The organism is Candidatus Nanosynbacter sp. HMT-352, assembly GCF_022819385.1.
Lineage (GTDB): Bacteria > Patescibacteriota > Saccharimonadia > Saccharimonadales > Saccharimonadaceae > Nanosynbacter.
Genome location: NZ_CP089290.1, coordinates 341,873 through 368,561, shown reverse-complemented (window position 1 = coordinate 368,561; position 26,689 = coordinate 341,873). Strand labels below are relative to the sequence as shown.

Below are 26,689 nucleotides of genomic sequence, written 5' to 3'. Positions count from 1 at the left end.
TATATCACTATTGTGCGTAATGCGTTTCAGTTGTAGTCATAGCTGAAGCGACATTGCTATTCTTCGCCTTCTCTAACGCCGTCAAGCGTGCATTCTGTACTTCCAATTCTGACTTTTTTGCGCTTAGTTCGGTAATTTTTGTGTCCAGACTCTGAGCTTCATAGCCGTAAGCCGTAAGCCTGGTTGCCTGAGTAAGATAAATCAAGCCCAGTACTGTAATCATCAATGCAACTAGCACTGTATGAGCAACAGGACCAAGTTTGACCTGAGACTGAAAACGTGTAGAATTCTGATTTCGGCGCAATTGACCGTGTGAACGTCGTGAAGTAAATGTGGTGGTGTTTGTCATTTGTCTCTATCTTTTATGTTTATATTTGTATTTAACATAACAAACCAGCCCGCCCGTTAAAGACAGGCTGGTTTCTATAAGGTATATTCCGGAATACGCTTTAGTTTAGCCGCGGCGTACTGAAACAGTCTCTGCCTTGTCTGTATTCTGGAATTCTACTTTGATGTGGATTGGCATAATAGCCTCCTTCTTTTTGTTTTATTTTTTCACGGCGTATCGAAATTTTGCACTTCGACTACGCGGATTGTGAACATCTTCAGTTCCAGACACCGGTTTTTTCTCTGGAACAATCAGCTCAGCTTCATAGCCAGCCGTTGCTTGCTCCGAAAAATAACGCTTGATCAATCTGTCTTCCAAGCTATGAAAACTAATTATTCCTACTCGCCCGCCCTTATTAAGTAAGCGTGGCAAAAGTGGCAATAGTTCTTCAATCAGCTTAAGTTCGCGATTGACTTCAATGCGTAGCGCCTGAAAGGTACGAGTCGCAGGATGATGTTTCATGCTACCGCGACCAACGGTTTGCTTGATCAGGTCAGCCAGCTCAGTCGTTCCCTGAATTGGTCGAGCTTTGACAATTGCCTGCGCAATTCGCCTTGCTCTCCCGGGATTTTCTTCGCCGTAACGAATAATCAGCTGCGTCAAATCGTCAACCGAATACGAATTGACAATATCTGCCGCTGTAATTTCCGTCCGATTGTCCATCCGCATATCTAGCGGACCGTCAAATCTGAACGAAAAACCTCTCTCTGCTCTGTCAAGCTGCGGTGACGACACCCCCAAATCAGCCAAAATCACGTCAAACTTACGCCCCTGCTTGACCAAATCTTGCGCCGCGCTCACAAAATCTTTGTGAATTAAAGTTACGCCTTTTTCAGCCAAATCGCCCAATGTTTTAATCGCGTTTTCATCGCGATCTACTAACACTGAGTTCAAGTAATTATCCGTCCTATTTAAGAATGCCCTGGCATGGCCGCCATAGCCAGCCGTCAAATCGAGATACGACTCGCCTTCGACTGGCTGCAGCTTGCTAAGGGTTATCTCCAAAAGTACGGGAACATGAATCGGTTCGCTATCTTTTAGCTTTTCCGACTGTGGTGGATGTTCTTTAATACTCATCATTATTCCATTATACAGAAATAATGCTCGAGATCACCTAACTGGATATTTAATTCTGGCTTTTTTGTATTTGTGTTTTGTTTGTTTTTGTTGTCTTAGAGTGGAAATTTATTGATTGTCAGTAACAACCATGTTTTCCAAAGAGACTTATGTGTGAGGTGGAGTTTTTTTGGGAGGTGTTTGAAGAAGGTGCGTTGCCGTTTTTAATGTGGAGCAAATTGCCACATGCCATTTTCAAATACCCAGATAGTTGATCTCGAGAGGTTTCTAATTGTTAAAGTGCTTAGCTAATCTACTATTCCGCATTCTCGGCCGCTATTAGCCGAAAATATTCCCCTGCTCGCACAGCAACGACTTCTCTGTCAATTCCAGCGTAGTCGAGCAAATGCTGCTCAATCGTCACTCGTCCTTGTTTTTGGTCGAGCGCCGATGCGGTTTTACCTCGTCGGAATTTAACGTTCAGGTCGGCAACCCGCTCATCCAGAATACTTCCCGTTAGAGCGCTTTCCACTTCCCGATCCCATATTTGCCGTGGATATAAGTGGAGATATTTACCAAACCCGCGAGTTAGTACGACGCCTGATGCAAATTCTGCCCTGAGCTCAGCTGGAATTGTCAAGCGTCGCTTGTCGTCCAACTTACGCTCAAAGTAATCTGTCTGCACGTCGTCCTTCCTTCGTGGTAGATTAGTTGTTTTTTATAGTGGATGTTTGTTTTTGTTGGTGATTTTCCATCAACTTTCGTTCCACTGACTCCACTATACTACCCACAGCTACCCACTTGCAAGCCCTTTTTATGACTTTTTACCCATTTTTGCATCAAATAAAAACTTTTCCACATTTTTGTGGAAAAGCCTAGTGTTGGGTTGATGTAAGTCTACGCTATTTAATAGTTTTGGGCAATGGATTAGCATTTAAAGTTATTTCAGACCAAATTTCGACAGCTCACCCCTGTTATGATACAATGCAGATATGAAAAAAGCTATAATAGCCGCACATATTAAAAAACTCCTAGGATGGTTGTTAACCGCCCCTAAAATCACAATAATAGCCATACTCATTACTACGATAGGAGTGAATTGGTCATCGAATGCAGCAATACCCCATCAAGTAGCCACTAATACAATCTATACAGCACTAGGGGTCGGAGGGTTTGGTTTTATCTTATCTATAGTAAGAACAGTTAAAACAGAGAAAGGTAGACCACGTAGAATAAAAATACTTGGTACAATAATGATACCTATAATAGGAGCTGCAGCTTTAATAGGAAATCATCTCCCCATTTACATGTTTAATCAACAACAAGAAGAGCCTCAACAATTCCAAAATTTCGACATCAGACAAAAGCCCACGCAACCGGTAACCCAAGATCCCGAGTTGTTATCCGAGCTACAATACCTGGAAGCTACCTATGACTATCATAAATTAAATCTAATATACACAGATAATCCAGCCGCAGATTGCAAGTGGGACTTGGCAGATGGATGTTATTTTGACTTTCAAAAGACTATAAAAATGAAGAGAAATAACAACAAAACAGCCCTTAGGACGATCTTAGCTCACGAATATTTACACTACGCATGGTACGAAAATCACCTAGATACAGACAGCAGACTAGTGTCGGATCTCATAGCTCTATATGGTAGATACCCAGAATTTCGACAGCGAATAGCTGGCGTAGATGGTCATTATCAAGCTTCTGGAGGACTGTTACCTACAGAACTTTTTAGCTATGGATGTACGGAAATATCTGATGCAAAACTTGGTAGTTATATAGCAGGAAAGTGTAGACAATATATAAATATCAATAAATTACCCGCTCTATTCTAATACCTATCACCCCTGTATCTCTCAGCAGACTCCCTGCTCGCTTGTCTCAAAACCTCGTCAATCGCCAACGCATCAGGAGAAACTTCCAGCGCCCTACGGTTAATTCCATATAGATACAAATTGTCCAAATCTCGCACGCGACTCAAAGCCACATAACCCATACCTTCAACAAACGCCTTTCTCAGGTCAATCTTAGCCGCATCCAGCGTCATTCCCTGACTTTTGTGAACCGTTATCGCCCACGCCAAACGTAGCGGAACCTGAGAAATACTCGCTCGTTTGCGCTCTCCGTCTCGCAACTCCCAAGCATCCGGCACCATCGTCACCCGACGACCATCTCGAAACTCAACAACCGGATATTCCGTCAATGGCTCAAAATCAACCACCGTGCCGATACTTCCATTGGCATATAATTTTTGCGGCGAATTTTTAACCGCCATCACCAACGCACCCAGCTTAATCACCAGATTTTCTGGAGCCAAAACTGACCTTTGCAGATTCTCTACATAAATTTTCGAGCCCGTCGTCGTCTGTTGATACGAACGTTCTTCCCCTGGCAATTCCGCCAATTTTTGAATATTGATATCATCGACATCAACGTTTACAGTGTGCAGCTCTGTGATATCACCATCTGGCGGCTCAATTTCCGTGCGCGCCAGCAGCGCCTCAACGTGACGTCGCCTAACATCGCCAGTTCTTAGGGCGGTCAGAACCCCCAAAAGCTGCTCATCATTCTGACGATATTGTCGCTCCAAATATAAAACCGCCGGCTGAAGTTCTTGCCAAGCATCAGAATAAACCACAAAACCGCCGCCCTGCTCGTTCGGACGATTCACTGGCGGCAATTGGAAAAAGTCGCCGCTCATCACCAACTGAATGCCACCAAATGGCCGATCATTTTCCCTGACGGTTCGTAAAACTTTATCAATCATATCCAGCCGAAAATCGTGAAGCATTGAAATCTCGTCAATGATCAACACGTCAGTTTTGGAAATCACATCACGCCGCGTTTTTGACAATCGTTCAAAAAAATTGTTCGGCAAACGATCACTTACGCCAATACCACTCCAGCTGTGAATCGTATTACCACCAAGATGTGTCGCCGCCAGACCAGTTGTCGCTGTTACCGACACCTTTTTACCGCGTTTTCGCGCCTGCGCAATAAAAGTATTCAACAGGTAAGTTTTGCCCGTTCCAGCCGCACCAGTCAGCAACGCCGACCGACCGCTCAGCAGAATAGCCAACGCTAATTCTTGATCCATTTTAGCCTCGTGGCGGTTCGCCTTCTGGCTCGCCGAGCAGCTTCTTCGACTTAATTTCGTAACGCTTGCCCGTGATTTTACTCTCGATATAATCCTCGTTAATGAGATTTACAAACATGTCCAGATCATTGCCGTCCATGATAATAATCGCACCGTTATCATCGCTCATCAATTCCAATTGCATCTCATCAGCATAGTCCAAAACATCTTCCTGTTTAACCGCACCGATTTCCAATTTCTGCAATTTATTAATCGTCTTTTTGCGCTCCTTCACCAACGCATTAAGATCCATTCCCTCCGGAAAACTTAGCTTATATTCCTTCTCAATTTCCGCTACTTTTTTATCAGCAATCACCTGCTTTTTGTATTCATAGCCAAACATTCGCTCAAATTTTCCAGGATTAAACGCAAAAATATCTTTACCAACAATCAAAACTTGATTATCATCCGGAACCTTAAAACCAACCTCCGCATTAAACGAACCAAATTTGCCGTCAGAAAACTCCCAAGCCAACGCACTCTTCAGCGTCTGGCCTTGCTGAATCAACTTAACCGTGTAGAATGTCGCATCAGGATTATTCGGATCGGTAAATCGCGCCACAATTCCCTTCATACGCCTGAACTCGTGTTCAGTTTCCGAAAATTCTACGATGTCATGACGCTCATGTTCAATCAAATGAATCAGCGTTTCAGCTCGCCCAACCTTTTCCAGATCAGTCCTCAGTAGAACATTATCTTCCGATTCGCTCAATTCATAATCGCGAACGCTCAGTCCAGTGCCCGCACCCAAATTGACCTGATTGATATAATCAAACAAGAACAACGGTCTGAGCTGTTGCTCAACATCGCCTTTTATCGGCATAAAATATGGCGTGTAATTTTTGCTAAATAAGAACAGCTCTATCTGTAAATCATTCTTTTTTGCGTCATTTTGATTTGCCCACAAAAAAATATCAGTCGTTTCCCTCACTTCTTCCATTTTTCTAGTATAGCAATTTTTATAAGATGTCGCTAGCAGTTATTTTGTCAATCTCTCGCCTTCACGTGCTCGATTAGCCCACTCATCCGCTAGTTCATTCCCTTCATCGCCCTCATGACCGCGCACCCAACGCAAATCCGCTTGAGAGCTTGAATATAATTCGTACAATTCACGTACAATATCCAGATTTTTAATCTCGCCGCCCTTCTTCGTCCAGCCGCGCTTTTCCCAGCCCGGAGCCCACTTGGTAACTACGTTAATCCAAAATTCACTATCAGAATAAATCACGCACGGCGCACCATTAGCGTCTTTCAATGCTGCAATTAAAGCCTTGCCCTCCATGCGAATATTAGTGGTATCACCATCTTCCGATCCTAAAATATAAGGCTGAAGATCACGAATCACCGCGAAGCCGCCCGGACCAGGGTTTGGCGAAGCAGAGCCATCAGTATAGTAAGTTGTCATTAGTGTAATTATATACCAATGATAGCCCTTTTAGCCATCTTGCGACGCCTTTTCTCTAGCTTCCTGTAAGCACGTTTAAACTCACGTACACGCTTACGACTCTGATTTGTCAGATGCTTCTCTTTGGCGTCGTCGTCAGGACTATTAAAGTAGTCCTGTTTACGCTGCCAAATATCAATTACCTTCTCTGCTGTTTCATCACTCATATTGACCAAATCGCCGTAAATTTTCTGCAGCTTAAAGAAAAAGTGTGCCGCCTTTTTATCAGTACGAGCCACCAGACGAGCATCTGGCGTAGAAAATTGCATCTCAAACGGCGCATACGGGATTCTTCCATCGTCAGTTTCATAGAATCCCGTAATCTTCGCATCAGTAAATCCGCTGCTACTATCTTTAAAACTGAACATTTTCATGTCAACGCCTGGTATCTTATCGATAATTTTCTGGCGGATCTTCTCCTGAAAATCCGAAGAACCCTTAACAACAAAACATTCGCTTTTCCGTCCTGGAGCTGGATATGGAGTAATCTTACCGCTGTTAATAGCCTTAATCACGGCATAAGCATAGACATCAGCTAGCTGTTCGTTGTCTTGACAAATTACCGTCATACCATATAAGTCGATCGGATGGAATTCTCCTGAATCTTTCAGAGGCTGAGAACGTTTATCGTAATAACCTATGGTCTGTAGCAATTTTTTACAATACGAGCCGCGACCCTTACCTCGAGCCCTTACTTCCAACTCTGCCCCATTCGGGGTTTTTACAGTACCAGATCCAAAAAATGTACTATGTAAGGAATTAGTATTTACGGCAGGTTTCAGATCTGACTCCCCTAGCAACTCAGAAAACACGCCATTAAAGTTACCCATAGCAAAATCAAATCGTGTAGGATCGGTCGAATACCTGCTACCAAAATGCAACGACACAACCCTGTCCACCTCATTCATGATCGAATCGATATCATTACTCAAGGCATCTTTGCGGTATAAAGCATCGCCAATATTACGCCCCGTCATAACACCAATTTCATCTTTTAACTCAGACTCCAAGTTGTCTAGCCCAATAATACTACACACTGGAATTAAGAAATTTTCGGCAAATACTGCACATTTATACGCGAACGCGCTATGATAAGGGGCGATTTTTAAGTTAGATAAGGTTATGGCTCCAGCAATCATCGCAGTCTCCAAGCCTACACCTTCAGCTCCTTCGCCTTTTGTTGAGAATACATTTATCAAGTTATCAAGATGCGGTGCTGGAATTGACGGATTTTCAGCCCACGGACTCTTACCATAATCATCACCGTCCATGTCTAAATCGTCAGGAATTGTTTGATTGTCCTTAAGCTTTAGCGCTTTTCCTGCTAGCGAACCATCATCAATATCTTTCATGTACGACGAAAAAGCCTCTTGTAAGGCCTTATAGTCCTCAACTATACCTATAACAGTATCCTTGCTAATCTCTTCAGAGGCGCCATCTAGCGACCTCGTAATATATTCAGTACGTTGCCTACGACTTAAACCTTCCGGCATCCCGATAATAATCTCTGCAGCCAGTTTACGCGACGGAGTTAAGTGATCTCCGCTAAATGTTTCCACCAATCCCATGGCCAACTCTCCCCTTTCAAGAGAAAAGTCAACTTCGCCTTGATTTTGAAGATTGGTGTTATTGTCTAATGATTCTTTACTTTTCATAATGTAGCTTGTAAATTATATCACAAACTATAAATTTTTGCAATAGCTAGACGATAGCGGTTATCTACGCAAAATAAATCCGCATCAATTCGCGTGCTACCCTGTCGGCATCGTGACGAATCAAGCTACGCTGAGCTGCTAACGGATCGCTACTGGAGTTCGTATTAACCCACACGTCATCAGCAATCAAACGCTTGCCCGACGCATAATAATGCTTTTTCTTCAGCAATTCCTTATCCCACTCGACCAAATATTCGCCGTCGTGAGCATATTTCTTTATCAATTCCTCTGGCGGGCGATGATTATTGTAAAGCACATAATCCATATTCACCCCTGAAAATCGCTCAATTTCATCCGCAAAATCCGCCACGGTAAACCCATCAGTCTGCGTTGGTTTTGTGACCAAATTGCAAACATAGACTTTCTTCGCCTTCGTTTCAGCAAGCGCCCGAGTAACGCCTCGAACCAACAACGCTGGCGCCAAACTACCATACAAAAGCCCCGGCGCAATCACCACCAAATCGGCATCCAAAATCGCTTGACGAGCTCGCGGGTTAATCGTAGCTGGCGGTTTGAGCTCTAGCCACGGACGCTCGCCACGTGGAATCTTTAGCGACTCAGCCGCGTGTTGACCATCAACAACCGTGCCGTCTTTCAGTTTAATCGACATTGTCGTATCGTCCAGAGTAATCGGATAAACTCGACCATTGACGCCCAAAACTTCGCTAGCCAATTCCACTGCATCGGCAAAACTTCCTGTCATCTTTTCTAGCGCCGCCATGAATAAATTGCCAAACGCGTGACCTTTCATACTGCCCTCGCCGAACCGGTAATTGAACAAATCGCGAACTTTCGGCGAAGTGCTTAACGCCACCAGGCATTGCCTGACGTCACCCGCCGGCAACACGCCCAATTCATCGCGCAACACGCCAGTTGAGCCGCCATCGTCGACCATATTGACCAACGCTGTGATGCTGTGTGTATATTTTTTCAATCCAGAAAGCAGCGTGAAACTTCCCGTTCCGCCACCAATAACTACAACTTTTACCCCAAAATAATCATTATTCGAACCATTTGTCATGCTTGAATTATAGCACCTTGGAAAGCCTAAACCAACGTGCCTTTTGGCAACGCCCATTCCAAAAAGGGCTGCTGCTGACAATCAATCGCATTGATAATGTGCGTGGCAATTTTCGCAGGATCGTTGAAAAACATATAGTCAGCTGGAAGATCGCGCCCATTCCAAAACGGAGTTTTCATAGCGCCGGGCAAAAATAGCGCAACTCTAACTGGAAGTTTTTGTTCATCTGCCTGCATTCCCAAACTTCGCGCCAAACCCGCTTGAGCGTGCTTCGTCGCAACGTACACAGCTTCATCTGAGCGCGCTTTAACGCTACTTGTCGATCCGATAATCGTCAGTACAGACTTGCGATTTTGTGCTGACATCTTACGCCAAGCCCATTGAACCAGCGGCAACGCGCCTGAAAAATTAACTTCCGCCATACTGCGAACACTCGGCTGATCTTCAAAATTGCCGCGCCAGCCATATCCAGCCGCCCACACGAATTGATCAATATCATCACCGTTTAAAATCTGCTCGATTCGCGCCGACGCCGCTTCTACTTGATCTGAATAATAAACATCCAGAGGAAAACCTTCGCCGTGCTTCTGCGGATTATGAGTCTTGCCCAGAACCAACACACGCTCGCCACGCTCTCGCAGCTGCTTCGCCATTTCCAAACCGAGTCCACTCGTCCCACCAAGAATAATATGCATATGGTTATTATAACAATGGCAATATTAAATGTAAATTCCGTATCTAAGCCTCGGTCACACAATCTTTGGCCATTTTCTTATGTTCTCTCCACTCGCTGCCAAAATCCACATTACCATGGAAACGAGAAACGAACTCATCCACTTTATCCGAGGAAAAATGCTCAACATGAGATTTTCTAAGTTCGTCCAACGACAATCCTGCACAATGCAAAGCCACGGCTCCAACACGCAGAGCAATCCTAACAACTTCAATCTTTTGATTATCTTCAATAGAATCAGGGACAACAAGCTCGGTTGGTATTACTTTGCGCAAGAAAGAAATTCCACTATGCAACATCGGGTCAGCCATTAGCCAGCCGCTTACCTTCACCTCATCTTCAATCCCCAGACACTCTGAAATAGACACTCGCGCCATATTCTCACCAATTCCGCGAACCTTCTCTATTAAATTCCCATGACTACGAATATCACCCACTCTTCTGGCAAACACCATGGACGCATTCACAGTCCCATCTTCTTCCAAAGACCAATCGCCATTATAGACTCCAATCAAGCGCCGACTTTCGGCAGAGGAATAATTCTCTGAGCCATCACCAGAGTCAATAAATCTAATATCAAGAGATACGCCGCCTGTACTTTTTTCCATGCCTGATATTCTATACTATTTTATGGAAAAAGTCAATACTACTCTGTCGGCAAACTATTTACGCTACACAATTTCTGCCACTTCAAATGTACTTTATATCGAAGCGGCGCGCCCGACTCGCTCTCTTGGAGCCGCAACTCTTCAGGATTCATAAACATCACTTCGTCCGCATCAACGCCCGCTGAAAAATCAAAATTTTCCGTCCACACACGACAAGAAAAACAAATTTGGTTAGCGTCAATTCGCTCAATATAAATCTCGTCCGACGCGTCAAAAAGCTGATAGCGAAGATTGCCCTTATAGCCAACTTCTTCATACAATTCCCGCTTCAAAGCCGACTCAAAAGTCTCGCCATAATCCATTCCGCCGCCAGGAAGATCCCAAAGCGGTCGCCCGTCCTCTTTAACAACCAAAATCTGCCCAGCATCATTATAAATCAGAGCCTTTATGGAAATGCGATAGAGGTAATCGCGCTTGATAGCACCTTCTGAATCGTGTGTGATGAGTTGTCCTTTTATGGCGTTTGACATAATAGCAATTATATCACAATTATTTACTTTGTTTCTTGGAAACATCATCCTTAAAAAATGACCCGCTTTCAATAAACCAGCAAATCATTGTTGCAATAATTACCGCCTGTTGCGCCGCCTCAGCAGATAAACTAAATTCTCCGACTTCTTTAGAAGGGTGACGTCCCGGATTTGTCTTCTGGATCAGATCCATACCACTCCAGAACCAATTAGCAAACTGTTCGTTAACATTCAATTTGTCCTTGGGCTGCTTAGTGATAATATTTTGTAAATCATACGCGTCCCTTGCCCTACTGAAATAAAGGTGCGGATTCGCTTTTATGTCACCAAGAAGAGTGCCGTACACCTTGCTAGTAGCCTTCGTAAGCCCAAGATTTGAAGCAATATTCTCAATGGCTTTTTGTGCCGATACAACTGCATTTTCAGGATCGGGTTGACACTGAAAAGCTTGATTCCACGCCTTGGTCAGGAAATCGTTATCTAGATTTTGTGCAATTTTTGTAATTTCTGGATTGACTCGCTCGATAAGCCCAGATTCACTATTTCGATCTCGCAAGACCTTCCACTTACTGCCATTACTCAATAGGTTTTCTATTCCGTCCAGCAGGTCACCGCCGTATACGTCACCTAATTTACTCTTTGTCTCTAGTGTATTAGGCGCATAATCACGAATATATTTAATAGTAATATCTAACAAACGAAGTACTATATCTCCAGAACCGTTACTACAATTTTCCTCTAAAGACTCCAAAAAAATATACTCATTATGATAATTAACCGGACAATACTCAGGCAACATTATTCTCATACGGCGTTGAATAGTTTGAACAACATTATCATTCTTTACACTAAAAAAGATTAATGTAATATGTCTAATGATTGAATCTACAGACCACGGTGGAACATCATACATAACCTTCCAGCGTTCACGGTTATTATTCTCATATTCTTGAAGTGGTGATGCCATATCTATTGCCTACAACTCCCCAATTTTCATCCGCCTCTGTTCGGTCGTATCTCGCTCGCGAACAGTAACAGTGTCATCTTCCAGCGTTTGGAAGTCGATGACCACACAGTGCGGTGTACCAATTTCATCCTGACGGCGATAGCGCTTACCGATGTTGCCATTGTCGTCCCACATAACACGTCCAGGATTTTTCTTAGACAGGTTGGCGTAAATTTCACGCGCCTTCTCCACCAATTCTGGCTTATTCTTAAGTAGCGGTGAAACGGCAAATTTAACTGGCGCCAAATGTTCTGGAAGCGCCAAATAAACACGCTTACTGCCGTTCTGCTCGTCCTCGCGATACGCGCTCGACAAGACCGCCATCAGCGCCCGCTCGACGCCAAAACTCGGCTCAATCACGTGCGGCACAAATTTTTCATTCGTCCCCTTAATCGTATATTCCATACTCTTTCCGCTGACGCGCTGAATGTTCATCAGGTCAAAATCAGTCCGATACGCAATTCCCATCAGTTCTTCCTTGCCAATTGGAAAATCGTATTCAATGTCAATCGTTTTCTTACTGTAATGCGCCCTGTCTTCCGCCGGAACATCCAACTCGTGAATATTATCAGGATTTAATCCCAACGCCTCTAAAAACTCGTGCGTCAACTTCAACAATTCATCAAACGCTTCCTGCCATTTTTCTGGATTGACAAAATATTCAATCTCCATTTGCTCAAACTCTCGAGAGCGGAAAACAAAATCTCGCGGCGCAATTTCATTACGAAACGCCTTGCCCTGCTGAGCAATTCCAAACGGTAAGTCTGGATAAAAACTATCAACAACGTTCTTAAAATTGGTAAAAATTCCCTGAGCTGTTTCTGGGCGAAGATATGCAACGCTGTCTTCACTTTCGGTGGCGCCGACGCTCGTCTTAAACATCATATTGAACGTTCGCGATTTGCTTAGCGGATTTCCATCTGGACTTTTAATTCCTTTTTCTGCAATCACTTCGTCCATTTGCTCCATCGTCAAGCCGTCAACATCAATACCATTGTCCTTAAGAATGTGGTCAGTGCGATAACGCCGATGATTAACCGTATCTTCGCACAATGGGTCAACAAACGTATCCACATGCCCACTCGCCTTCCAAACTTTCGGATTCATCAAAATCGCCGCATCGACGCCATAGATATCATCACGCTCATCAACAAACATTCGCCACCATAAATTCATGATGTTTCGCTTCAATTGAACGCCCAGCGGACCGTAATCCCACGTTCCAGACAAACCGCCATAAACATCCGAACCCTGATAAATAAAACCGCGACGCTTACACAGGCTAATAATATCTTCCATTTTTGCTTGACTCATCAAAAAACCTTTCTCCATGTTGGCAACATGGCGATTCACATTATTACCCAAATTATACCATTTTACTGACAATTTTACACTGCCGCGTGTTGTCTGGCGGTCAACCAACAATCGTTTATAACCTCAGTTATTCCGCCGATTTGCGCTACATTCGCGAGCGGCTTTGCCTGAATCAGCCTCAGTAGCTTGATGGCGTCCGCACCCAAATCGCCCTGCTCCGCCAATCTCAAACCTTTTTCTGCGCTATCGTACATATATTTTTTATCAGGAAGTAGTGCTGCCGTCGTTACGTCCGTGCGAAGATTCAGCTCATCTCCCAGCAAACTCTCATATTGCAAATAAAACCACGTTTCAATCAATTTTTGGTTTATCGCAGGATTATTCAATTGCTCCAAAACTTGGCTCAGCACATAATACCACTCTGGTTCGTCAATATTTTCGCTCGCTGCAGAAACCAGCTTCATCGCCGAATATGCAAATTGCATCCGATCATAATCTTCCAAAATATGCCGATAAAAAGCCGACAATCGAGCGGAAGTTAATAGCCCCAAATCGCCCCGACCAGAGCGAATAACCACATCACAAATCGCGAATAATTCAATTCCGCCTGCCAATTTACTGCGCTCCCGACGCACGCCTTTTGCGATTACGCTGCGTCGACCTTTTGGCGTTAATAATTGCAAAACTCGGTCAGCTTCGGCGTAATTCGTTCGCCTCAGAACAATTGCTTTTACTCGCTCACTTTGCCCCGTCATTTAGAACCTCGCGAAAAATCGTCCGCGCCTCATTCGGACGCATCGATGTTTTATTCAAAATCGCCTTCACGCCAAGCGGACGCAAATCGTCCATTTTAACGTCAATATTCGTACAAACCACAATCGGCAAACTCGCCAAATCCGCGTACGACCGCAACTCATTCAACAAAGCAATCGCCGTTTCGCCAGCCAACAACATATCCAAAATTAAAGCGTCAGGTTGCCAATCGTCAATAATTTCAATCGCCTGACCACCAGAAACCACCACTCGATATTCCGCGCCAACATCCGCAGCAAACCTGCCCAGAATATCCGCCCAATTCTTATCGTCCTCAACAATTAACAACTTTTTCATATCAAGCTCAACTGCCGACTAATTGGCATTTCTACATAAAAAGTCAATCCATCACGGTGACGAATCAGACCAATCCGCCCGTTCATCGCCCGCGCAAATTGATTCGCCACGTAAATCCCCAGCCCGCTACTTTCCGGCCTTGTTCGTACAGTTTTTCGCGTTTCCATTTCATCAAGCAAAAGCCGATATTCCTTCAAACTCATCATCGGCCCAAAATCCCGCACGCTCATTCTCACGGCATCTTTTGTCGCCTTAACCGAAACCTTAACCTCCGATCCATCCTCCGTATACGCCAACGCGTTATTTAAGAAATTCGCTAAAATTCGCCCTAAAAGTGTTCGGTTCGCTAATATCAATTGACTATTTCTGCCGCTCTTAGGCCAGCTAACTTTTCGTCCATAAAACATTGCGTTGAACTTCGTTTCCATCGCTACTTGCTGACATAAAGCCAACGGGTTGACCGGCTCAAGCGGAAATAACGACGGCGTTAAATTGGCTGAATTTGCCAAATCGATCGTAAGCTGCAACGCCTGCTCAGAAGTCCTAATAATTCGTTGCTGAATCTGAGTTTTATCGGCAGAACTGGTTAAATCGTCGTCCAACAATAATGCCAATTGTCTAATCAAAGCCAACGGCGTTTTCAGCTCGTGTGCCGCAACCAGAACACTCGGCAATCCCCCAAAATCAGCATCACTCCACTCTTTACCTGCCATACAATTCTAGTATAGCAAATATGTATCGAGTTTTTCTATTCAGAGATTTTTACAGTGCTCAATATAGTCTGGAAATCTGGCTTAAACGTATCCGCGTCGGTTGAAAAACGAATAGTTTTATCGCGAACTTTCATCAAAACCACAGAGCCACGCAATTCTTTCTCAAACGTACCGTCAATTCGAGTCGCTGAGATTCCGTTAAACTCGGTACTACTTGAGGTTAATTCACCCTTCTTTAGTCGTGATTGATAATCATTCAGCACCGTATCCATATTCTTATTAATAATCTCTAGCCTCAGCGCAAATCGACTATTTTTATTAGTTGTCGAAGGAACTGAAACTGGATGAAGATATGCTTTATAATCACCCCTGTCGCTGCCGTCATTTGCTACATATACACTCCAAGTTTTTGGATACATAAACGACACTCGACCGTATTCAGCAGGACCGACAAATTCAATACGCGGGTTTTTTGCTTCTTCAGAAAATTTCTTCTGGTCTGATTCGGCTTGTTCGCTCTTCCCTTTAGCGACTTCAATTGCCACTTTACTATCAACACTGCTTTTTTCTCGGGAATATTGCATGTACGCCCAAATTGCCAAAGATCCAGCAATCAAAAACAATATCAGACAGCCGATTGTGCCGACCATCCAGCCATTAACTGAGCCACGCTCACTCTTATCTCTCGTCATCATATTGTAAAGTATAGCTTATGCTTTAATTGATGTAAAGATCCTACTCAGCGTTAAAATCCTCGCTAAGGACCTCGATATCATGTTGCATATCTTCCAGCGTGACAGTAATTTTTTTTGATAATTCTCTCGCCTCAATAAATCTCTGTTTCGCCTCATCCAGATTAAAATCATCGCCTTGAAACCACGCGATTCGCTCGTTCAATTCAGCCATCATTTGCTCAATTGTCATATCGTTGTTCACTATTCTCAATCCTCACTTTCATAATTATATCTTTTGTTGTAATCTCTACAATATTACCAATCTGTAAATCACCCTTGATCATTGCATAGCCACGACGCAGCGCCATTTCCGGATCATACTCAGCGATGACTTTTTGTTGCGACAATGTTGCATTTGCAGCCACATCCACACGGCTTGACCACTGTTTTAGTGCTTCTTTTTGCAACATTGTTGCATTAAGCGATTGTTCTTCGATAGCTCTACAAATTGAATCTTTCGCGTCAATTAGCCTGTAGTGTAAATACCTAACCACTTCTCGCTTATCAGGAAACAGCAATTGTGCGGCGTTACTCGGCGTAGCTGCACGAACGTCCGCCGCCAAATCGCATAAACTTTCATCAATTTCATGACCAATTCCAGTCATTGTCGGAATGCGGCTGCTCGCCACCGCGCGCACCAGTTTTTCATCGTTAAAACTCGCCAAATCTTCCGCACTACCACCGCCACGAATTAAAACAATCACATCTGGAGATTCTGACATTTGATTAAAATATGATATTGCTCGAACAGCTTGATCTGCAGCATTCGCACCCTGCACATTAACGTTGGCGACTACGAATTTCACACCACCCCAACGCTCACTGGAAATCTTCATAAAGTCCGCATATCCTGCCGCTTTTGTACTGGAAATAATAGCCACCCTCTGAGGATATTGCGGTAATGAACGCTTTCTTTCAGAATTGAACAAACCCTCAACTGTCAATTTTTGTTTCAAAAGCTCAAAACTTCGCTTCAAACTTCCCTTGCCTAATGGGCGAATCTCTTGAACATTCAAACTAAAGGCGCCATTATTCCTAAGCGCCGGCATTGCCCGAACAACAACCTTCATCCCATCTTCAATTGGCGTACGTAAATTGCTAAAACCAACAAAACACCGGACCAGCCCGTCGTCATCTTTCAGATCGAAAAAAGCGTATTTCGGAGGATAAGACTTGAAACTAGAAACCTCGCCCTCAACTTCAACCATTCCAGCAAAAGCCACGTCAAAAGTTTGATTGACAACTGCTATGAAATTGCTAACACTAAACCTGGGAATCATCTGGCTTGCCGTATTTAATCAGTGCATGTTGATAGAAAATATAGCCAAAGATAATCGTGCCAGTAAGTAAAATTGCTCGCGTCAAAATTATTCCAGCAATCGCCAAATCCGGCGGAGTGCCTGCCATACTTAAGAAAATAATCATAATAGTTTCATAAACGCCGGTTCCGCCGGGAGTAAACACGACAATCGCTGCCAATCCCGCCACGCCATATCCAACCATCAAAATCGCCGGATTAACAAAAACACCCAACGACAGAAACGCCACAGCAAACATCGCCACGTCAAAAACAGTGTAGACAGTTCCCCAAATCATCGGTTTTATTAGAAGCTTCGGATGATTGGATAAATCTTGAAAATCGTCCTGCATATCAACAAAAAACTCTTCGACTTTCTTCGACTTCATCACTCGTCGCTTCTTGCCCAAGGTTGCAATTTTTACCAACGTATTGATGAATTTAGACAATTTAGCAGCAGTCATTTGCATACGTCGCTTTGACGAAAACACGAAAATCAGACCAAACGTCAGCGCCAAAACCACGATAATCAACAAGAAACTAGCGGCAACGATATAACGATTAACCTTACCGTCAATAGCCAGCGCCAGCACGGCAATCACCAACAAAACCAAAAGCGACAAAAATCCCGTAACGTAACGAATCACCTGCGCGAATGTCGAACGCGCCGAACTCACGCCGAGCTTATGCATTCGCCACGTCGTATACGAGATACCACTAACTCCGCCCGACGGAAAAATGTGATTGACCAAATTAAGCTCCAGCGCAATCCTCGTCTGCTCCAGCCTGGAAATATGATGAATCAGATTCTTCTCTCTTAAATATGAGAAAATCATCTCGCCGCCAGCGAAGTACACGATAATCTGAAACGGCAATAACAAAAACAATAGCCATAAATCCGCATGCAAAAACAGATTCCACGCCTTCACGAGCTCATGCCGAGATAGAAAAATTATTATCGCCAAAACCACCAACGTCAAAACACTCATAATGGCTCGTGGCGATTTCAACAATTGCAACACCTTCGGTAACATAACCTTCATTATACCACGATAAATGTTATAATTACGACATGTTTATAGCTATTCTTGGCCGTCAACCAGAAATCTCTATCGCTGAATTAGAGGCGGTTTACGGCACTCAAAGCGTCCAAAAAATCTCCAACCAAGCCGCTACGGTTAATTGCGACAATTTATCAATTGACAATCTCGGCGGAACAATTAAATGCGGACAAGTCATCACGAAGATAAAATCGCAAAAATCAGACCGCAATACCCTGCTCCAAGCCTCAAAAATTATTGTTGAAAAATACACGAAAAAACTTTCACATAGCCAGAAAAAAATAACGCTTGGAATAAGTTTTTATGGCAATAAAACAGATCCGAGGAACATCCAAAAAATCGGAATTATCTTAAAAAACAACTTGAAAAAATCTGGCGTTAGTTTGCGTCTAATTCCTAATAAAACCGCCGCATTGTCCACTGCGACATCTCACAATAATAAACTCGGCAAGTCTGAGTCGAAAATTGAAATTATTATAGCTAAGAACGTATATGGAGATTTGATAATCGCTGAAAGTCGTGGCACGCAAAATATCAATTCGTATACTCAGCGCGACCGTGGACGACCAAAGCGCGATGCCTTCGTGGGAATGCTTCCGCCCAAGCTTGCACAAATTATGATTAACCTATCTGGCGCAAAACCTAACAATTACCTCTGGGATCCGTTCTGTGGCACAGGAACGGTACTGCAAGAAGCTGCGCTTATCGGCGTGAATGCTTATGGCAGCGATTTGAGCGATAAGATGATCTCTTACACAACCGAAAATATGAGCTGGGTGGAAAAAACTTTTTCAACAAACACTTTCTGGCAAGCACCTCAGGCCGACGCTACCTCTGTAAAATTGACAAATGAACAGAAGGAGCGGATTTCTCGAATTGTTTGCGAAACGTATTTGGGTCAGCCATTTTCTGCGCCACCTAGCCCAGAAAAACTTCACGAAGTAGTCGGAAATTGTAATCACATAATTAGCGATTTTCTGCAAAATATCCGCTTGCAAATCCGTCCAGATACAACGCTTTGCATAGCCGTTCCAGCGTGGCAAAATCACGAAGGTAAATTTACTCACTTGCCTCTGATAAAAAACCTTAAAAAACTTGGATATCAGCAAATTATCGATAAAAACCTCTTATATTACCGCGAAGATCAAGTCGTTGCCAGAGAAATATTGGTATTAAAACCCGCAGATATAGCCAAAACCGCTTGACAACTGGCTTTATTTTCGATAAACTAGAACAGATTGTTTTATAGAAACTATAAGGAGTAAAGAATGTCGAAGGTTAAAGCTGGTGGTTCTAGTAAGAATATCCACAACAATGCTGGTCAACGTCTTGGCGTTAAGCGATTTGGCGGTCAAAAAGTTTCCGCTGGAGAAGTTCTAGTTCGCCAAACTGGTGCCACAAAGATCGCTGGTGACGGTACATACGTTAGCCGCAATTTCACCATCCACGCTGCAAAAGATGGCGTAGTTGGCTTTAAGTCAGTTAAGAAAACCAAGTTTACCGGCAAATCAGAACGCCGAACGCAAGTTGTTGTTCTTTAATCGGTAAAAAATTTTGCTTAAAATAACTCCGTTTGTGCGGAGTTATTTTAATATCAATCACCTCTTTTGATGATATCCCTCACTCTTAATTCCCTCAATACCACCTACGATACCCCGACGGTATTCACTAGCTGTCGACAAATCACTAATAATTTCACCAATCACCTGAGATATATTACTTTTATAGCCGTCGGCTCCCCATCTGTCATTCTGCCACCCCTCAATATAACGTCTTATTCTTATTAATTTATTCAACAAACCATTAGTTACTTCACCCAGAACTGTATTATTCACGCCCATCTGATCTACGTGCTCAGTTAGCTTAACCAGACGCCTACGCTCGTCATCATTTTTAATCTTCTTTTTTAAGTCTTCCAGGATGTCATTTATGTTATTCTTAAATTTATTCGCATCCTCAGCCCTAGAATCTTCAAGATTTCTAATTCTATCCGGCTCAGATGTTATCATCTCTGAGACCACAGGATCATTCATTGCTGCTGTTGGATTATATTTAATTAGCCCCCTAAACCGATCCAGCTCTCCAGTTATATATTGAACCTTTGCAAAAAACTTACCATTATTCTCTTTGGTGTCTTTTTCAAAATCATTCATCACAGATTTAAAGTCCTCAGGTAATATGTCTGTATTGGCTTCATTCGTCTCCATCGACTTTTCAACCACTGGGTTTTCAACCGATTTAGCTGCTGGCAAGTCTACTAAATCAGCGCTTGCCCTATCCGCCTCTACCGGCTTTTTAACTGGTTCGGTTGCCACCAAATCCGCTGGGTTAGCACCTACCTTATCTGCCTCCACTGGCTTTTTAATTCCAATAGCCCTAACCGCTGGAAAATCTACTGAGTCATTGACTTTAATTGCCCCAATCGACTCCATAATTTCTTTAGTCATCACCAAAGCTGATGAATTAGCACCAACCTCATTCGTTTTCACTGGCGAAACTTCGACAGTCTTAACGGCTAGATTCCCCATTGCAGGACTAACTTCATCCACTAAAGACTTCTCATGATCAGAGGTATTATCTTCAACCAAGCTATTACTTGGGGTTTCTGCGCCTGAGTCTGAGCCTACCCCTGGAGCCAAAGACTCAATCCTCATACTATCCGGATGTTTCTGCCGCCAAATCTGCTTAGCTTCTTCAATCATTTCCTTAGGAGTTTTTCCATAAAGATACTTAATATAATCTTCGTTTAGACCCTGAATGTCCTCCAACGGCACAAACTCAGTTTTAATATCAGTTCCAACCAGTTTATATGCTTCCATAAGCAGCTTAATCGGACCAATACCCTCCTCAGAATCAGTGTCACACACGACCGACATACCAATAGGATTCCAACCTCTGTCATACTCAACGCCCTCTCCGTCTTGACCACTGCGAATAACAGTTAGTGGACGCCTTGCATCATCTGGATCAACATCGACATGAAAAGTTGCAACTACATAGTCTTCCAATGTTTTCGGTTCTTGTTCGTGATTTCGTGTTGGTTTTTGGGGATTTTCCATATGTTTATTTTATATCAAAAAATAATAAAAAAGTCAACCCCCCGTAGAGGCTGACTTCTTTTACTCAGCTTAGCTTCTATTGAATACCCAAATGATGTTTTACGCGAGCCACAACGTCGCCAATTACAACCTGAGATTTCACCAAATAATCATCAACACCCAGACTCTCAGCACGCTCCTTGTCCTTCGGCTGACTAAGCGCCGTCAACATAATAATCCTCACGTTAGCAGTTTCTGGCGTATTACGAAGAATATCCAAGACATCAAAGCCGCTAATCTTTGGCATCATCACATCCAAAAGAATCAAATCTGGACGGTATTCAACAGTGGCAGACAGAGCGTCTTCTCCATTATTGGCTTCCCTAACATCAAATCCCTCAATCTCTAGTCGCGACCTATAAACCGCAGACAGAGCCATATCATCCTCAACTAGTAAAATCTTCTTTTTTTGTCCGTTCATACTATCTCCATTTTATGTTGTCCAGCCTAAAAACACAAGCTTTATAACGACTTCGCCTTATCCATCTGCGGATCTACGTTATTATTGACATCGTCCGACGAAAGATCAACTTTTACATCAGGTTCTATACCAGTTTTATCTATATTTTTGCCCTTTGGCGTGTACCATCTGGCTTCCGTAACCTTCATTTGCGACCCGCCAGGCAGCCCAAGCACGATCTGCACGCTTCCCTTGCCGTAACTCTTCTGTCCAACCAGCGTGGCTTTTCCGTATTCACGAAGCGCCCCAGCCGTAATCTCGCTAGCACTGGCACTGTTGCCGTTAATAAGCACCACTGTCTTCATATTGCCCAGAATTGGTGTTCCAGTTGTACGCAGCGTTTTAACTATTTCAGAGCCACGACGCTCGGTCATAGCTATTTGATTGTCCAGCCAAATACCCAATAGCCCTTGAGCAGCCCCAACCGTTCCGCCCGGGTTGTTTCGCAGATCCAAAATCACCTTCTTAACGCCTTTTTCAACAAATTCCGAAGTGTATTTTCTGGACAAGCTTACTGTATCATCGCCGAATCGATTAACTTTCAAAATACCAATTTCTCCATCAATTTCCGACTCCACTGCCGGAGAAACTATATTCTGACGCACAACCGACACTTCACGCGTTTGACCACCGCTTAATAACGTCAACTTAACGGACGTACCAACTTCTCCGCGAATTTTACTCACAACTTTTTCCACCGACCAGTCAGAAGAAACTTCATCATTCACTTTAACAATCGCCTCACCAGCCTTAATTCCAGCCTTCTGAGCTGGACTGTTTTCCAGAGGTTTTATGATAGTCGGCTTATTATTTCTAAGACCAATCTCCGCACCAATTCCACCACCAATTTGACCACTTAATGACTTGTCAAACTCCTTCGTCTCGTCAGGATCCATATACGCCGTATGAGGATCGCCAGCCGCTTCAACCAGCCCGCGATTGGCGCCATAAATCAACTTTTGAGTATCCAATTTTCCGTCATAATTAGCAATCAGCTCTTGATATGTTTTTTGAACGCTAGATAAGTCAATCGTCTTATTTGAAGTTCTAACGCCAAATACCGACGCCACATTAGCAAACAGTGCATCGGAGCGAGCCCCCGCCACAAAACTAACAATAGCCACAATAACAAGCGTCAAAAACCAACTTAATTGCTGTCTTTTCTCTCCCGTAACCATATGCTTATTATACTACAAAACGCCCGTTTAACACGAGCGTTTTATGTAGTAATTTAAGCCGATTAGAAGTAAACGTATGTCAATCCTGAAGCTGAGCGTGTGTAATGCCTATATAAACCGTCCCAGGCAAAGTTGTAGTCACTAACAGTAATGGTTCCATCGCCATTGACAGATTCAACATACATAACGTGTCCGTAATATCCAATATTCATCACGGCTGCCGCGCCAGCTTTTGGCGTTGAGCCGCTAGAAATACCATAGCGCGCTGCAGTTGACGGCCACTGATTTGCGTTGCCTGCGCCACCAAAATGCGGAACATATCGTCCAGTACTATGAATTTTCCAAGCCACGTAGCTCACGCATTCACGCGTGTATAGCCCCCATGGATCGACATAAGCGTCAAGTGGAGCGCTCGCCCAGGCGCCAGGATAACCGCCGCCGCCAGGTACGCCGCCCGGAATAGAGACATTGCTACCACCAAGAGCTCGTCGGTTGGCTGCAGCCTGCTCTTCTCGGAGCTTCGCTACCTCAGAATTGCGCTTCTGAGCCAGCGCCGCATAGTTATTTTGGTCATTTTTCGTATCAGTAATCAGTTTCGCCTTCTCAGATTGTTTAGCAGCCATCGCATTGCGCTGCAATTCTTGGTCGCGAAGCGTATTCTCGACAGACTTCTTATTCTCTTCCAGCTTTTTCTGCAAAGACTTAATTTCTTTAATCTTATCATTCAATGAAGTTTTCAAAGAATTACGCTGTTCTTGCTTGTCAATGTAATCGCTAATATTTTTTGAGCTAGCAAGCATCTCCAGTGGCGAAATCTGATCATCAACATACAAATCCGCCAAAATTCGCCCCATCGCTTTACGATTGTGCTTAATTAGCTCTTCGTTCTTTTTTATCTGATCATTAAGGCTATTAATCTTCTTTTGGCTATCAGAAATCTGCGCTTGAATAGCTGATATTTGTCCGTTTATCTTATCAAGTTCCGCTTGCAAACTATCAGCCATCTCACCCAAGCGCGAAGCCTCAGAATTATAGTTGTCTGCTTCTTGTTGTTTTGCCTGAATTTCGGCGTTATAGTCGCGAGCTAACACGTGTGATGCCAAGCCAAAAATGCCCGATCCAGCGAGCAATGCAGACATCGCCACCAGAGACGCTCTGCTGACTAATGATGCCGAAACTGGTGTGGTGGACCGTAGTTTCATACGTCTATGTTAGCATAAGCGTAATCAGTATGTCAAGAACTTTACAGCTTAAGATATTTGCGAGTTGCCACCCAAGATGACGCCACGCCAATTGCCGCGCCGACCAGAATCATGCTCAAGAAAACCAGTACGCCGTACATTTTTAGATGATTCAAAAGATTATCGATAGGAATGCCGTATTTTACCATCGGATCATGTGCAAGAATTAACAGCCCGTACCCAACCACCGTTGCGATAATTGCCGCGATAAATCCGTACATTATAGCCTCAACGATAAACGGACCTCTGATGAAACTGCGTTCTGCGCCAATCAACTTCATCATCTCAATCTCGTCCTTGCGGTTGAAAATTGCCATACGAATAGTATTAAAGACCACAAGCGATGAAATCACCACGAAAACAACTGTAGCGATTGACCCGCCAATACTCGCCAATCTCACCCAACTACCAACTGTTTTAATAGCTTGCTGGCGCTCACCTGAGAATGATGGTTCCCTGTTAGGATCTTTGTACTTTTTATACAGATCATCTGTTTTAACAAAATTATTTAATGACTGCTGGTTGTTCAATTCTTTCACAGAAACACGAAGCGTTGCCGACATCTCATTACTAGACTCACGAATCGCCTCAAGTGTGTCTGGATTGTCCTTATATTGCTCGGCTTGCTTTTCACGCGCTTCTTCCGCGGAAATATACTTAACGCTATCGACATTATCTAATTTTTCAATTCGAGATTTAATCGTTTTAATCGTTTTTTCTGGCGTGTCGCCCTTTAAGTAAATTGACATATCGGCACGCTTGGAGACATTTGAAACGGTATCAACCAAAACCTGACGCGCTGATAATGTTATAAACACGATAATCAACGTGACGCTCATCACCGCGGTCGCAGCAATTGTCAGCCAGGCGTTACGACTAAAGTTATTGATACCATATCGGCACATTCTAACAAACGTCAACCAACCTCGTCGACGCTGACGTATACGAATAGTTTCTTTGTTCTTGTTGGATTTACTAGCTGATTTCATTACTGTTTATAACTCCCTCTCGCCTGATCAGAGGTGATTTTACCATGATCAATTGTAATAACGCGCCGCTTCAATTTATTAACAATCTCCACGTTGTGAGTCGTCAAAATAACCGTCGTGCCATACTTGTTAATCTTTTCCAGCAAACGAACAATATCCCAGCTGTGCTTCGGGTCCAAGTTTCCAGTCGGCTCATCGGCAATCAGAATCTTCGGCTGACGCACCACCGCACGCGCAATCGCTACACGCTGGCGCTCACCGCCAGAAAGCTGATGAGGAAAATGCTTTTCCTTCCCCTTAAGACCAACCAACTCGATCACCTTCGGCACAGTTGCCTTAATTTCTCGATTTGTCATTCCAGCAATTTCCAGCGCAAACGCCACATTTTCAAACACCGTTCGATTCGGAAGCAACTTAAAATCCTGAAAAACCACGCCAATTTTCCGACGCAACAGCGGAATATGTTTATCCTTCAAATTGTCATAATCAATTCCGCCAACCACAATTTTTCCAGAGCTCGGCTTTTCTTCGCGAGTCAAAAGCTTCAAAAGTGTCGATTTGCCAGCACCCGACGTACCGACAATAATCACAAATTCACCAGCACCAACATGAATGCTTGCTCGATTCAGCGCCGGCTTGTTACTTTTTCCGTAGTTCTTCGTTACCCTATCTAACAGAATCATTACTAGTATTATACCATAAGCTAAATATTTTTAGAATTAGCATTTTGTTCTAAATATGCCGTGATAAATTCGTCAATATCGCCATCCAGAACACCCTGAGCATTGCGGTTTTCATGCTTTGTGCGCGTATCTTTAACTAGTGTATATGGATGTAAAACGTAATTTCTAATTTGGCTGCCCCAATTTGCTGATTCGCCAGCCCTAAGATCAGACAGAGTTTCGGCGTGTTGCTCTAATTTCATCGCTAGCAATTTTGACCGCAGAATCTTCAACGCCGTTTCTTTATTCTGAATCTGTGAACGCTCATTCTGAATAGCCACCGTAATCCCTGTCGGCTCATGCGTCACCCGAACCGCCGAATCCGTCGTATTCACACCTTGACCGCCCTTGCCACCCGAACGATAGACATCAATTCTTAAATCATTCGGGTCAATTGATATTTCATCGGGCGCGTCAATTTTCGGCAAAACCTCGACAAGCGCAAAACTAGTCTGGCGCAAATTGTCGGCGTTAAACGGACTTAATCTCACCAAACGATGCACGCCATTTTCCGACCGCAATTTTCCATAAGCAAAAGATCCAGAAATCTCCAAAACGACCGTTTTAATTCCAGCGTCATCATTTGTCGAGCGTTCCAGCGTATCAACTTTCATTCCAGATTTTTCCGCCCAACGCAAATACATTCTCTCCAACATCGCCGCAAAATCCTGAGCGTCCAGTCCGCCAACTCCAGCAGAAATACGCATAATTGCCGAACGGTTGTCATATTCGCCAGAGAATAGCAAATCGGTTTTATGTCTATCAAAACTCTTCTCAATTGCCGCAACTTGCGCTTGGAATTCTGGCAACAAATCGTCATCACCAAGCTCCATCAGCTCCACCATATCGCCAACCTGCACCGTCAAAGTCTGCCAAGGCTCGACGGTCTGACGAAGGCTGGCGGCTTGTTTCGTTAATTCTTGGGCGTAATCAGGATTATTCCAAATTTCCGGCTGATTCAATTGATCATCCAGCTCCGCCAATTTCTGCTCCAAATCAGAAAACTTCAGCGCTTTTTTAGCCTGTTCAATTTCTTTTTCTAACTCACCAATTTTCTTTTTTAGCGGTTGCATATATTTTATTGTACCATTTTTCAGCACCCAATTCTCTGTTAAAATAA

General features: G+C 43.6%; 30 protein-coding genes. 3 read left to right on the top strand and 27 right to left on the bottom strand.

Going from position 1 to position 26,689, the window contains the following annotated elements; translation table 11 throughout:
* Window positions 1–7: 7 nt before the first annotated feature.
* The 3 genes from LRM44_RS01915 to LRM44_RS01905 all read right to left on the bottom strand — a co-directional run bounded on the left by LRM44_RS01915 (window position 8) and on the right by LRM44_RS01905 (window position 2,129).
* Window positions 8–349, bottom strand: coding sequence for a hypothetical protein (locus tag LRM44_RS01915; RefSeq protein ID WP_243804435.1), 342 nt, complete (start codon window positions 347–349; stop codon window positions 8–10).
* A 198-nt stretch (window positions 350–547) separates the two neighbouring features.
* Complete coding sequence (gene rsmH, locus LRM44_RS01910) at window positions 548–1,468, bottom strand: 16S rRNA (cytosine(1402)-N(4))-methyltransferase RsmH (RefSeq protein ID WP_243804433.1); 921 nt, start codon at window positions 1,466–1,468, stop codon at window positions 548–550.
* Between the two features lie 292 nt (window positions 1,469–1,760).
* A complete protein-coding gene (locus LRM44_RS01905; protein ID WP_243804431.1) occupies window positions 1,761–2,129 on the bottom strand; it encodes a division/cell wall cluster transcriptional repressor MraZ in 369 nt (122 codons plus the stop codon).
* Between the two features lie 307 nt (window positions 2,130–2,436).
* Here LRM44_RS01905 and LRM44_RS01900 point away from each other — a divergent pair, with 307 nt between their 5' ends.
* Window positions 2,437–3,294: a hypothetical protein gene (locus tag LRM44_RS01900; RefSeq protein WP_243804430.1), complete on the top strand. Its 858-nt coding sequence runs from the start codon at window positions 2,437–2,439 to the stop codon at window positions 3,292–3,294.
* Here the strand turns inward: LRM44_RS01900 and LRM44_RS01895 are convergent.
* The 17 genes from LRM44_RS01895 to LRM44_RS01815 all read right to left on the bottom strand — a co-directional run bounded on the left by LRM44_RS01895 (window position 3,291) and on the right by LRM44_RS01815 (window position 17,854).
* Window positions 3,291–4,556 carry an ATP-dependent DNA helicase gene (locus tag LRM44_RS01895; protein ID WP_243804428.1) on the bottom strand — a complete coding sequence of 422 codons (1,266 nt, stop codon included), beginning with the start codon at window positions 4,554–4,556 and terminating at the stop codon, window positions 3,291–3,293. The two genes, LRM44_RS01900 and LRM44_RS01895, sit on opposite strands and share 4 nt — an antisense overlap.
* Window position 4,557: 1 nt before the next feature.
* Window positions 4,558–5,535: a Kiwa anti-phage protein KwaB-like domain-containing protein gene (locus LRM44_RS01890; RefSeq protein ID WP_243804426.1), complete on the bottom strand. Its 978-nt coding sequence runs from the start codon at window positions 5,533–5,535 to the stop codon at window positions 4,558–4,560.
* 39 nt (window positions 5,536–5,574) lie between these two features.
* Window positions 5,575–6,000: a ribonuclease H family protein gene (locus tag LRM44_RS01885; RefSeq protein ID WP_243804424.1), complete on the bottom strand. Its 426-nt coding sequence runs from the start codon at window positions 5,998–6,000 to the stop codon at window positions 5,575–5,577.
* A gap of 8 nt (window positions 6,001–6,008) precedes the next feature.
* Window positions 6,009–7,694 (bottom strand): hypothetical protein, encoded by a 1,686-nt coding sequence (locus LRM44_RS01880; protein ID WP_243804422.1) that lies wholly within the window; start codon window positions 7,692–7,694, stop codon window positions 6,009–6,011.
* A gap of 64 nt (window positions 7,695–7,758) precedes the next feature.
* A complete protein-coding gene (locus LRM44_RS01875) occupies window positions 7,759–8,775 on the bottom strand; it encodes a gluconeogenesis factor YvcK family protein (RefSeq protein ID WP_165000139.1) in 1,017 nt (338 codons plus the stop codon).
* Between the two features lie 26 nt (window positions 8,776–8,801).
* Window positions 8,802–9,470, bottom strand: coding sequence for an SDR family NAD(P)-dependent oxidoreductase (locus LRM44_RS01870; RefSeq protein WP_129744247.1), 669 nt, complete (start codon window positions 9,468–9,470; stop codon window positions 8,802–8,804).
* Between the two features lie 43 nt (window positions 9,471–9,513).
* On the bottom strand, window positions 9,514–10,116 hold the full coding sequence (locus LRM44_RS01865) for a hypothetical protein (RefSeq protein WP_243804420.1): 603 nt from the start codon (window positions 10,114–10,116) through the stop codon (window positions 9,514–9,516).
* 38 nt (window positions 10,117–10,154) lie between these two features.
* Complete coding sequence (locus tag LRM44_RS01860; RefSeq protein WP_243804419.1) at window positions 10,155–10,646, bottom strand: NUDIX hydrolase; 492 nt, start codon at window positions 10,644–10,646, stop codon at window positions 10,155–10,157.
* Between the two features lie 19 nt (window positions 10,647–10,665).
* The gene (locus LRM44_RS01855) at window positions 10,666–11,613 is read right to left on the bottom strand and encodes a hypothetical protein (RefSeq protein ID WP_243804417.1); all 948 of its coding nucleotides are present in this window, start codon (window positions 11,611–11,613) and stop codon (window positions 10,666–10,668) included.
* 9 nt (window positions 11,614–11,622) lie between these two features.
* Window positions 11,623–12,984 carry a glycine--tRNA ligase gene (locus tag LRM44_RS01850; RefSeq protein WP_445083031.1) on the bottom strand — a complete coding sequence of 454 codons (1,362 nt, stop codon included), beginning with the start codon at window positions 12,982–12,984 and terminating at the stop codon, window positions 11,623–11,625.
* A gap of 56 nt (window positions 12,985–13,040) precedes the next feature.
* A complete protein-coding gene (gene recO / locus LRM44_RS01845) occupies window positions 13,041–13,721 on the bottom strand; it encodes a DNA repair protein RecO (protein WP_243804414.1) in 681 nt (226 codons plus the stop codon).
* A complete protein-coding gene (locus tag LRM44_RS01840) occupies window positions 13,705–14,076 on the bottom strand; it encodes a response regulator (protein ID WP_243804412.1) in 372 nt (123 codons plus the stop codon). Before LRM44_RS01840 ends, recO begins: the two co-directional genes overlap by 17 nt.
* Window positions 14,073–14,789 carry a sensor histidine kinase gene (locus LRM44_RS01835; protein ID WP_243804410.1) on the bottom strand — a complete coding sequence of 239 codons (717 nt, stop codon included), beginning with the start codon at window positions 14,787–14,789 and terminating at the stop codon, window positions 14,073–14,075. The genes LRM44_RS01840 and LRM44_RS01835 overlap by 4 nt, the downstream gene beginning before the upstream one ends.
* 35 nt (window positions 14,790–14,824) lie before the next feature.
* Entirely contained in the window at window positions 14,825–15,484 is a 660-nt protein-coding gene (locus LRM44_RS01830; RefSeq protein ID WP_243777687.1) for a hypothetical protein, read from the bottom strand.
* A 40-nt stretch (window positions 15,485–15,524) separates the two neighbouring features.
* Window positions 15,525–15,725 (bottom strand): hypothetical protein, encoded by a 201-nt coding sequence (locus LRM44_RS01825; protein WP_243804408.1) that lies wholly within the window; start codon window positions 15,723–15,725, stop codon window positions 15,525–15,527.
* Entirely contained in the window at window positions 15,703–16,803 is a 1,101-nt protein-coding gene (gene xseA, locus LRM44_RS01820; RefSeq protein ID WP_243804407.1) for an exodeoxyribonuclease VII large subunit, read from the bottom strand. Before xseA ends, LRM44_RS01825 begins: the two co-directional genes overlap by 23 nt.
* The gene (locus tag LRM44_RS01815) at window positions 16,787–17,854 is read right to left on the bottom strand and encodes a lysylphosphatidylglycerol synthase transmembrane domain-containing protein (protein WP_243804405.1); all 1,068 of its coding nucleotides are present in this window, start codon (window positions 17,852–17,854) and stop codon (window positions 16,787–16,789) included. The genes xseA and LRM44_RS01815 overlap by 17 nt, the downstream gene beginning before the upstream one ends.
* A 38-nt stretch (window positions 17,855–17,892) precedes the next feature.
* On the opposite strand from LRM44_RS01815, the gene LRM44_RS01810 reads away from it, so the two are divergent.
* Entirely contained in the window at window positions 17,893–19,086 is a 1,194-nt protein-coding gene (locus LRM44_RS01810; protein ID WP_243804403.1) for a TRM11 family SAM-dependent methyltransferase, read from the top strand.
* 63 nt (window positions 19,087–19,149) lie between these two features.
* The gene (locus LRM44_RS01805) at window positions 19,150–19,422 is read left to right on the top strand and encodes a 50S ribosomal protein L27 (RefSeq protein ID WP_129632482.1); all 273 of its coding nucleotides are present in this window, start codon (window positions 19,150–19,152) and stop codon (window positions 19,420–19,422) included.
* A 57-nt stretch (window positions 19,423–19,479) separates the two neighbouring features.
* Here LRM44_RS01805 and LRM44_RS01800 read toward each other — a convergent pair whose 3' ends face one another.
* The 7 genes from LRM44_RS01800 to prfB all read right to left on the bottom strand — a co-directional run bounded on the left by LRM44_RS01800 (window position 19,480) and on the right by prfB (window position 26,642).
* Window positions 19,480–20,940 (bottom strand): hypothetical protein, encoded by a 1,461-nt coding sequence (locus LRM44_RS01800; protein WP_243804402.1) that lies wholly within the window; start codon window positions 20,938–20,940, stop codon window positions 19,480–19,482.
* Between the two features lie 76 nt (window positions 20,941–21,016).
* Complete coding sequence (locus LRM44_RS01795) at window positions 21,017–21,400, bottom strand: response regulator (RefSeq protein ID WP_129632476.1); 384 nt, start codon at window positions 21,398–21,400, stop codon at window positions 21,017–21,019.
* 41 nt (window positions 21,401–21,441) lie between these two features.
* The gene (locus tag LRM44_RS01790) at window positions 21,442–22,617 is read right to left on the bottom strand and encodes a S41 family peptidase (protein ID WP_243804400.1); all 1,176 of its coding nucleotides are present in this window, start codon (window positions 22,615–22,617) and stop codon (window positions 21,442–21,444) included.
* Window positions 22,618–22,679: 62 nt separating this feature from the next.
* Entirely contained in the window at window positions 22,680–23,819 is a 1,140-nt protein-coding gene (locus tag LRM44_RS01785) for a CHAP domain-containing protein (RefSeq protein ID WP_243804398.1), read from the bottom strand.
* Window positions 23,820–23,860: 41 nt separating this feature from the next.
* Window positions 23,861–24,847 carry a cell division protein FtsX gene (locus LRM44_RS01780; protein ID WP_178143235.1) on the bottom strand — a complete coding sequence of 329 codons (987 nt, stop codon included), beginning with the start codon at window positions 24,845–24,847 and terminating at the stop codon, window positions 23,861–23,863.
* Window positions 24,847–25,530, bottom strand: a complete 684-nt coding sequence (gene ftsE, locus LRM44_RS01775; RefSeq protein WP_129632464.1) for a cell division ATP-binding protein FtsE — start codon at window positions 25,528–25,530, stop codon at window positions 24,847–24,849. The genes LRM44_RS01780 and ftsE overlap by 1 nt, the downstream gene beginning before the upstream one ends.
* 20 nt (window positions 25,531–25,550) lie before the next feature.
* Window positions 25,551–26,642 carry a peptide chain release factor 2 gene (prfB, locus tag LRM44_RS01770; protein WP_129635424.1) on the bottom strand — a complete coding sequence of 364 codons (1,092 nt, stop codon included), beginning with the start codon at window positions 26,640–26,642 and terminating at the stop codon, window positions 25,551–25,553.
* Window positions 26,643–26,689 lie beyond the last annotated feature (47 nt).

Coding starts and splice junctions, on each gene's coding strand:
- LRM44_RS01915 (WP_243804435.1), bottom strand. CDS start 349: ATGACAAACACCACCACATTTACTTCACGACGTTCACACGGTCAATTG.
- rsmH (WP_243804433.1), bottom strand. CDS start 1,468: ATGATGAGTATTAAAGAACATCCACCACAGTCGGAAAAGCTAAAAGAT.
- LRM44_RS01900 (WP_243804430.1), top strand. CDS start 2,437: ATGAAAAAAGCTATAATAGCCGCACATATTAAAAAACTCCTAGGATGG.
- LRM44_RS01895 (WP_243804428.1), bottom strand. CDS start 4,556: ATGGATCAAGAATTAGCGTTGGCTATTCTGCTGAGCGGTCGGTCGGCG.
- LRM44_RS01890 (WP_243804426.1), bottom strand. CDS start 5,535: ATGGAAGAAGTGAGGGAAACGACTGATATTTTTTTGTGGGCAAATCAA.
- LRM44_RS01885 (WP_243804424.1), bottom strand. CDS start 6,000: ATGACAACTTACTATACTGATGGCTCTGCTTCGCCAAACCCTGGTCCG.
- LRM44_RS01880 (WP_243804422.1), bottom strand. CDS start 7,694: ATGAAAAGTAAAGAATCATTAGACAATAACACCAATCTTCAAAATCAA.
- LRM44_RS01875 (WP_165000139.1), bottom strand. CDS start 8,775: ATGACAAATGGTTCGAATAATGATTATTTTGGGGTAAAAGTTGTAGTT.
- LRM44_RS01870 (WP_129744247.1), bottom strand. CDS start 9,470: ATGCATATTATTCTTGGTGGGACGAGTGGACTCGGTTTGGAAATGGCG.
- LRM44_RS01865 (WP_243804420.1), bottom strand. CDS start 10,116: ATGGAAAAAAGTACAGGCGGCGTATCTCTTGATATTAGATTTATTGAC.
- LRM44_RS01860 (WP_243804419.1), bottom strand. CDS start 10,646: ATGTCAAACGCCATAAAAGGACAACTCATCACACACGATTCAGAAGGT.
- LRM44_RS01855 (WP_243804417.1), bottom strand. CDS start 11,613: ATGGCATCACCACTTCAAGAATATGAGAATAATAACCGTGAACGCTGG.
- LRM44_RS01850 (WP_445083031.1), bottom strand. CDS start 12,984: ATGGAGAAAGGTTTTTTGATGAGTCAAGCAAAAATGGAAGATATTATT.
- recO (WP_243804414.1), bottom strand. CDS start 13,721: ATGACGGGGCAAAGTGAGCGAGTAAAAGCAATTGTTCTGAGGCGAACG.
- LRM44_RS01840 (WP_243804412.1), bottom strand. CDS start 14,076: ATGAAAAAGTTGTTAATTGTTGAGGACGATAAGAATTGGGCGGATATT.
- LRM44_RS01835 (WP_243804410.1), bottom strand. CDS start 14,789: ATGGCAGGTAAAGAGTGGAGTGATGCTGATTTTGGGGGATTGCCGAGT.
- LRM44_RS01830 (WP_243777687.1), bottom strand. CDS start 15,484: ATGATGACGAGAGATAAGAGTGAGCGTGGCTCAGTTAATGGCTGGATG.
- xseA (WP_243804407.1), bottom strand. CDS start 16,803: ATGATTCCCAGGTTTAGTGTTAGCAATTTCATAGCAGTTGTCAATCAA.
- LRM44_RS01815 (WP_243804405.1), bottom strand. CDS start 17,854: ATGTTACCGAAGGTGTTGCAATTGTTGAAATCGCCACGAGCCATTATG.
- LRM44_RS01810 (WP_243804403.1), top strand. CDS start 17,893: ATGTTTATAGCTATTCTTGGCCGTCAACCAGAAATCTCTATCGCTGAA.
- LRM44_RS01805 (WP_129632482.1), top strand. CDS start 19,150: ATGTCGAAGGTTAAAGCTGGTGGTTCTAGTAAGAATATCCACAACAAT.
- LRM44_RS01800 (WP_243804402.1), bottom strand. CDS start 20,940: ATGGAAAATCCCCAAAAACCAACACGAAATCACGAACAAGAACCGAAA.
- LRM44_RS01795 (WP_129632476.1), bottom strand. CDS start 21,400: ATGAACGGACAAAAAAAGAAGATTTTACTAGTTGAGGATGATATGGCT.
- LRM44_RS01790 (WP_243804400.1), bottom strand. CDS start 22,617: ATGGTTACGGGAGAGAAAAGACAGCAATTAAGTTGGTTTTTGACGCTT.
- LRM44_RS01785 (WP_243804398.1), bottom strand. CDS start 23,819: ATGAAACTACGGTCCACCACACCAGTTTCGGCATCATTAGTCAGCAGA.
- LRM44_RS01780 (WP_178143235.1), bottom strand. CDS start 24,847: ATGAAATCAGCTAGTAAATCCAACAAGAACAAAGAAACTATTCGTATA.
- ftsE (WP_129632464.1), bottom strand. CDS start 25,530: ATGATTCTGTTAGATAGGGTAACGAAGAACTACGGAAAAAGTAACAAG.
- prfB (WP_129635424.1), bottom strand. CDS start 26,642: ATGCAACCGCTAAAAAAGAAAATTGGTGAGTTAGAAAAAGAAATTGAA.